Origin of the sequence: Metapseudomonas otitidis (assembly GCF_900111835.1) — a bacterium.
Taxonomy (GTDB): domain Bacteria; phylum Pseudomonadota; class Gammaproteobacteria; order Pseudomonadales; family Pseudomonadaceae; genus Metapseudomonas; species Metapseudomonas otitidis.
Window position 1 is genome coordinate 82062 of the sequence record NZ_FOJP01000025.1, and the last position, 7668, is coordinate 89729.

At 66.3% G+C, this 7668-nt stretch carries 4 protein-coding genes; 3 read left to right on the forward strand and 1 reads right to left on the reverse strand.

Going from position 1 to position 7668, the window contains the following annotated elements:
- Positions 1–8 precede the first annotated feature (8 nt).
- From gltB to hemE, 3 genes are all read left to right on the forward strand, one after another.
- Positions 9–4454, forward strand: coding sequence for a glutamate synthase large subunit (gltB, locus tag BM198_RS26580; protein WP_074973704.1), 4446 nt, complete (start codon positions 9–11; stop codon positions 4452–4454).
- Between the two features lie 113 nt (positions 4455–4567).
- Entirely contained in the window at positions 4568–5986 is a 1419-nt protein-coding gene (locus BM198_RS26585; RefSeq protein WP_074973707.1) for an FAD-dependent oxidoreductase, read from the forward strand.
- Between the two features lie 263 nt (positions 5987–6249).
- Positions 6250–7317 carry a uroporphyrinogen decarboxylase gene (hemE, locus tag BM198_RS26590; protein WP_044406752.1) on the forward strand — a complete coding sequence of 356 codons (1068 nt, stop codon included), beginning with the start codon at positions 6250–6252 and terminating at the stop codon, positions 7315–7317.
- 57 nt (positions 7318–7374) lie between these two features.
- On the opposite strand, the gene BM198_RS26595 is transcribed toward hemE, so the two are convergent.
- A partial coding sequence (locus BM198_RS26595; protein ID WP_139233713.1) for an integrase core domain-containing protein occupies positions 7375–7668 on the reverse strand: 294 nt, incomplete at its 5' end.

A 7668-nucleotide genomic window follows, 5' to 3' on the forward strand; every position in this document is an offset into this window, starting at 1 on the left:
GTTCCCCTATGAAAGCAGGTCTGTACCATCCTGATGAGTTCAAGGATAACTGCGGCTTCGGCCTGATCGCCCACATGCAGGGCGAGGCCAGTCACCATCTTCTGCAAACCGCGATCGAAGCACTGACCTGCATGACCCACCGCGGCGGTATCAACGCCGACGGCAAGACCGGCGACGGCTGTGGCCTGCTGATCCAGAAACCCGACCTGTTCCTGCGTGCCATCGCCAAGGAAACCTTCGGCGTCGACCTGCCCGGGCAATACGCCGTGGGCATGGTGTTCTTCAACCAGGACAACGCCCGTGCCGAGATCGCTCGCGCGAACATGAACCGCGAGATCGAAGCCGCCGGCCTGCAACTGGTCGGCTGGCGCAAGGTCCCGGTGGACACCAGCGTGCTCGGCCGGCTGGCCCTGGAGCGTCTGCCGCAGATCGAGCAGGTGTTCATCGGCGGCGAAGGCCTGTCCGACCAGGAGATGGCGGTCAAGCTGTTCAGCGCGCGTCGTCGTTCGTCCGTGGCCAACGCCGCCGACGCCGACCACTACGTCTGCAGCTTCTCCAACAAGACCATCATCTACAAAGGCCTGATGATGCCGGCCGACCTGCAGCAGTTCTACCCGGACCTGGGTGACGAACGCCTGCAGACCGCCATCTGCGTCTTCCACCAGCGCTTCTCCACCAACACCCTGCCGAAGTGGCCGCTGGCGCAGCCCTTCCGCTTCCTTGCCCACAACGGCGAGATCAACACCATCACCGGCAACCGCAACTGGGCCGTCGCCCGTCGCACCAAGTTCGCCAACGAGCAACTGCCCGACATCGACGAGCTCGGCCCGCTGGTCAACCGCGTCGGTTCCGACTCCTCCAGCATGGACAACATGCTCGAGCTGATGGTCACCGGCGGCATCGACCTGTTCCGTGGCGTGCGCATGATCATCCCGCCGGCCTGGCAGAACATGGAAACCATGGATGCCGACCTGCGTGCCTTCTACGAATACAACTCCATGCACATGGAGCCCTGGGACGGCCCCGCCGGCGTCGTGCTGACCGACGGCCGCCACGCCGTCTGCCTGCTCGACCGCAACGGCCTGCGCCCGGCCCGCTGGGTCACCACCAAGAACGGCTACATCACCCTCGCCTCCGAAATCGGCGTGTGGGACTACAAGCCCGAGGACGTCATCGCCAAGGGCCGCGTCGGCCCCGGCCAGATCCTCGCCGTCGACACCGAGACCGGCCAGATCCTCAACACCGAGGACATCGACAGCCGCCTCAAGTCGCGCCACCCCTACAAGCAGTGGCTGCGCCAGAGCGCCGTGCGCATCCAGGCCAAGCTCGACGACGACCACGGCGTCGCCAGCTACGACAGCGACCAGCTCAAGCAGTACATGAAGATGTTCCAGGTCACCTTCGAAGAGCGTGACCAGGTACTGCGCCCGCTCGCCGAACAGGGCCAGGAAGCGGTCGGCTCCATGGGCGACGACACCCCCATGGCCGTCCTGTCCAAGCGCGTGCGTTCCACCTACGACTACTTCCGCCAGCAGTTCGCGCAGGTCACCAACCCGCCGATCGACCCGCTGCGCGAAGCCATCGTCATGTCCCTGGAGATCTGCCTGGGCGCCGAGCGCAACATCTTCTCCGAGTCCCCGGCCCATGCCAGCCGCGTCATCCTCAGCAGCCCGGTGATTTCCCCGGCCAAGTGGCGCGCGCTGATGACCCTCGACCGCGAAGGCTTCGAGCGCCAGGTCATCGACCTCAACTACGACGAGTCCATCGGCCTCGAAGCCGCCGTGCGCAACATCGCCGACCAGGCCGAAGAAGCCGTGCGCGCCGGCAAGGTGCTGCTGGTCCTCACCGACCGCAACATCGCCCCCGGCAAGCTGCCCGCCCACGCCTCCCTGGCCGTCGGCGCCGTGCACCACCGCCTGGTGGAGCAGGGCCTGCGCTGCGACTGCAACATCCTGGTCGAGACCGCCACCGCCCGCGACCCGCACCACTTCGCCGTCCTGGTAGGCTTCGGCGCCTCCGCCGTCTACCCCTACCTTGCCTACGAAGTGCTGGCCGACCTGATCCGCACCGGCGAAGTCCTCGGCGACCTCTACGAAGTCTTCAAGCACTACCGCAAAGGCATCTCCAAGGGCCTGCTGAAGATCCTCTCGAAGATGGGCATCTCCACCATCGCCTCCTACCGTGGCGCCCAGCTGTTCGAAGCCGTCGGCCTGGCCGACGAAGTCGTCGACCTCAGCTTCCGTGGCGTTGCCAGCCGCATCCAGGGCGCCCGCTTCGTCGACATCGAGAGCGAACAGAAGCTGCTCGCCCAGGAAGCCTGGAGCAACCGCAAGCCGATCCAGCAGGGCGGCCTGCTCAAGTTCGTCTACGGCGGCGAGTACCACGCCTACAACCCCGACGTGGTCAACACCCTGCAGGCCGCCGTGCAGCAGGGCAGCTACGAGACCTACAAGCAGTACAGCGCCCTGGTGGACCAGCGCCCGGTGTCCATGATCCGCGACCTGCTCAAGGTCAAGGAGAGCGCCCAGCCCCTGTCACTGGAAGAGGTCGAGCCCGTCGGCGACATCCTCAAGCGCTTCGACTCCGCCGGCATCTCCCTCGGCGCCCTGTCCCCGGAAGCCCACGAAGCCATTGCCGAGGCCATGAACCGCCTGGGCGCGCGCTCCAACTCCGGCGAAGGCGGCGAAGACCCGGCCCGTTACGGCACCGTGCGCAGCTCCAAGATCAAGCAGGTCGCCACCGGCCGCTTCGGCGTCACCCCCGAGTACCTGGTCAACGCCGAAGTGCTGCAGATCAAGGTCGCCCAGGGTGCCAAGCCCGGTGAAGGCGGCCAACTGCCCGGCGGCAAGGTCAACGGCCTCATCGCCCGCCTGCGCTATGCCGTGCCCGGCGTCACCCTGATCTCGCCGCCGCCGCACCACGACATCTACTCCATCGAAGACCTGGCCCAGCTGATCTACGACCTCAAGCAGGTCAACCCCCAGGCCCTGGTCTCGGTGAAGCTCGTGGCCGAGCCCGGCGTCGGCACCATCGCCGCCGGCGTGGCCAAGGCCTATGCCGACCTGATCACCATCTCCGGCTATGACGGCGGCACCGGCGCCTCCCCGCTGACCTCCATCAAGTACGCTGGCAGCCCCTGGGAACTGGGCCTCTCCGAAGCGCACCAGACCCTGCGTGGCAACGACCTGCGCGGCAAGGTCCGCGTGCAGACCGACGGCGGCCTGAAGACCGGCCTCGACGTCATCAAGGCCGCCATCCTCGGCGCCGAGAGCTTCGGCTTCGGCACCGCCCCGATGATCGCCCTGGGCTGCAAGTACCTGCGCATCTGCCACCTGAACAACTGCGCCACCGGCGTCGCCACCCAGAACGACAAGCTGCGCAAGGACCACTTCATCGGCACCGTCGAAATGGTGATGAACTTCTTCACCTACGTCGCCGAAGAAACCCGCGAGTGGCTGGCCCGCGTCGGCGTGCGCAGCCTTGGCGAACTGATCGGCCGCACCGACCTGCTGGACATCCTGCCGGGCGAAACCGCCAAGCAGGGCAACCTCGACCTCACCCCCCTGCTGGGCAGCGACCGCATCCCGGCCGACAAGCCCCAGTACTGCCAGGTGGACCGCAACCCGCCGTTCGACCCCGGCCTGCTGGCCGAGCGCATGTGGGACATGGCCAAGGGCGTCATCGAGAGCAAGTCCGGTGGCTGCTTCGACCTCACCATCGGCAACTGTGACCGCTCCATCGGCGCACGCATCTCCGGCGAGATCGCCCGCCGCTACGGCAACCAGGGCATGAAGGACACCCCCGTGACCTTCCGCTTCAAGGGCACCGCCGGCCAGAGCTTCGGCGTGTGGAACGCCGGCGGCCTGGACCTCTACCTCGAAGGCGACGCCAACGACTACGTCGGCAAGGGCATGACCGGCGGCAAGCTGGTCATCACCCCGCCCAAGGGCAGCCCGTTCAAGAGCCAGGAGTCGGCCATCATCGGCAACACCTGCCTCTACGGCGCCACCGGCGGCAAGCTGTTCGCCGCCGGTACCGCCGGCGAGCGCTTCGGCGTGCGCAACTCCGGCGCCCATGCCGTCGTGGAAGGCACCGGCGACCACTGCTGCGAATACATGACCGGCGGCTTCGTCTGCGTCCTCGGCAAGACCGGCTACAACTTCGGTTCCGGCATGACCGGCGGCTTCGCCTACGTGCTGGACATGGACAACAGCTTCGTCGACCGGGTCAACCACGAACTGGTGGAAATCCAGCGCATCAGCAACGAGTCCATGGAGGCCTACCGCAGCCACCTGCACAGCGTGCTGGTGGAGTACGTCAAGGAAACCTCCAGCGACTGGGGTGCCCACCTGCTGGAAAACCTGGACGACTACCTGCGCCGGTTCTGGCTGGTCAAGCCGAAGGCTGCGAACCTCGCGTCGCTACTCTCCAGCACCCGAGCCAACCCGCAATAACAAGCGCCCGAGCCGCGAGCCCGTGCGTCACCGACGCCGGGCCCGCTGGCCAACCGTGATGAGTCTTGCAGCGTGCCGCCCTGACGTGCCGCTGCTGTTAAGAGGTTTTCCAAATGACTGAACGTCTGAACAACGACTTCCAGTTCATCGAGGTCGGGCGCAAGGATCCGAAGAAGAAACTGCTGCGCCAGCGCAAAAAGGAATTCGTCGAGATCTACGACACCTTCAAGCCCCAGCAGGCGGCCGACCAGGCCCACCGCTGCCTGGGCTGCGGCAACCCCTATTGCGAATGGAAGTGCCCGGTCCACAACTTCATCCCCAACTGGCTGAAGCTGGTCTCCGAAGGCAACATCCTCGCCGCCGCTGAACTGTCCCACCAGACCAACACCCTGCCCGAGGTCTGCGGCCGCGTCTGCCCGCAGGACCGTCTCTGCGAAGGGGCCTGCACCCTCAACGACGGCTTCGGCGCGGTCACCATCGGCTCGGTGGAGAAGTACATCACCGACACCGCCTTCGCCATGGGCTGGCGCCCGGACATGTCCAAGGTCAAGCCCACCGGCAAGCGCGTCGCCGTCATCGGCGCCGGCCCGGCCGGCCTCGGCTGTGCCGACGTCCTGGTGCGCAACGGCGTGACCCCCGTGGTGTTCGACAAGAACCCCGAGATCGGCGGCCTGCTGACCTTCGGCATCCCCGAGTTCAAGCTCGAGAAGCACGTCCTCAGCCGTCGCCGCGAAGTCTTCACCGGCATGGGCATCGAGTTCCGCCTCAACACCGAAGTCGGCAAGGACATCACCATGGAGCAGCTGCTCGGTGAGTTCGATGCGGTGTTCATGGGCATGGGCACCTACACCTACATGAAGGGCGGCTTCCCCGGCGAAGACCTGCCCGGCGTGCATGACGCGCTGGACTTCCTCATCGCCAACGTCAACCGCAACCTCGGCTTCGAGAAGTCCCCCGAGGACTTCGTCGACATGAAGGGCAAGCGCGTCGTCGTCCTCGGCGGCGGCGACACCGCCATGGACTGCAACCGCACTTCCATCCGCCAGGGCGCCAAGGCCGTCACCTGTGCCTACCGCCGTGACGAAGAGAACATGCCCGGCTCGCGCAAAGAGGTGAAGAACGCCAAGGAAGAGGGCGTGAAGTTCCTCTTCAACCGCCAGCCCATCGCCATCGTCGGCGACGGCAAGGTGGAAGGCGTCAAGGTCGTCGAAACCCGCCTCGGCGAGCCCGACGCGCGTGGTCGCCGCAGCCCCGAGCCGATCCCCGGTTCCGAAGAGATCATCCCGGCCGAAGCCGTGCTGATCGCCTTCGGTTTCCGTCCCAGCCCGGCGCCGTGGTTCGAGCAGTTCGACATCCGCATCGACAGCCAGGGACGCGTCGTCGCCCCGGCCCAGGCGCAGTACAAGCACCAGACCAGCAACCCCAAGGTCTTCGCCGGTGGCGACATGGTGCGCGGCTCCGACCTGGTGGTCACCGCGATCTTCGAAGGCCGCACCGCCGCCGAAGGCATCCTCGACTACCTGGGCGTTTAAGCGGCAAGCCACACGCCGCCAGTGCGCAGGGTGGATGCCGCTCTTTGCATCCACCAGGCGGAGTGGCCGGCGAACACGAAAGGTGGACCGATAAAGCGCGGTCCACCCTACAGGCTACGTGGGCCGACGGGGCGCCAACTGCCCCTCGGCCTGTAGCCCTTCGCCGCGACATTCTGTCGCGAAAGACAAAAGGCACGGCACCCGCCGTGCCTTTTGCGTTGGGCTTTGCGAAAATGCCGGCACTTTTTTGCTGGGAACCTGCCATGACCGCTCTGAAGAACGACCGCTTCCTTCGCGCCCTGCTCAAGCAGCCCGTCGACGTCACCCCCGTCTGGATGATGCGCCAGGCCGGTCGTTACCTGCCCGAGTACCGCGCCACCCGCGCCAAGGCCGGTGACTTCATGAGCCTGTGCATGAACCCGCAACTGGCCTGCGAAGTGACCCTGCAGCCCCTGGACCGCTACCCGCAGCTGGACGCGGCCATCCTCTTCTCCGACATCCTCACCATCCCCGACGCCATGGGCCAGGGCCTGTACTTCGAGACCGGCGAAGGCCCGCGCTTCCGCAAGGTGATCAACACCCGCGCCGACATCGACGCACTGCCCATCCCCGACGCCGAGGAAGACCTGGGCTACGTCATGGACGCCGTGCGCACCATCCGTCGCGAACTCGATGGCCGCGTCCCGCTGATCGGCTTCTCCGGCAGCCCCTGGACGCTCGCCACCTACATGGTCGAGGGCGGCTCCAGCCGCGACTTCCGTAAATCCAAGGCCATGCTCTACAACGACCCGCAGGCCATGCACGCCCTGCTGGACAAGCTGGCCCGCTCGGTCACCACCTACCTCAACGGCCAGATCCTCGCCGGCGCCCAGGCCGTGCAGATCTTCGACTCCTGGGGCGGCGCCCTCTCCGCAGCGGCCTACCAGGAATTCTCCCTGGCCTACATGAAGCAGATCGTCGACGGCCTGATCCGCGAGCACGAAGGCCGCCGCATCCCCGTCATCCTCTTCACCAAGGGCGGCGGCCTGTGGCTGGAGTCCATGGCCGACACCGGCGCCGAAGCCCTCGGCCTGGACTGGACCTGCGACATCGGCAGCGCCCGCGCCCGGGTCGGCGGCAAGGTTGCCCTGCAGGGCAACATGGACCCGTCCGTGCTCTACGCCAGCCCCACCGCCATCCGCAACGAAGTCAGCCGCATCCTCGCCGCCTACGGCCAGGGCACCGGCCACGTCTTCAACCTCGGCCACGGCATCACCCCCGAAGTGGACCCGGCCCACGCCGGCGCCTTCTTCGAAGCCGTCCACGAGCTGTCGGCCCAATACCACGGCTGATCGCCACCCTGTCTAGTCCTGAAATAGGTTTACACCTTTCAGGCCAAGCGCCAGACCTCAAAACGCCCGATGCACCGCATCGGGCGTTTTGTATTTCAGGGCCAGGTGAGGCCGCTCCCGGTTATAGATATCGACGGCTTCGCGCACCATACGGCGCGCCTGTCCGAGGTCGGCGGGAGGGTGCTCCAGCAACTCGTTCTTCAGAATGCCGTTGACGCGCTCAGCCAGCGCATTCTGGTAACAGTCGTAACCATCGGTCATCGAGCAGGTTGCCCCGTGCTGCACGTGCAGGCGTTGGTACAGCCCCGAGCAGTACTGGATGCCTCGGTCGGAGTGATGGACCAGGGGGTT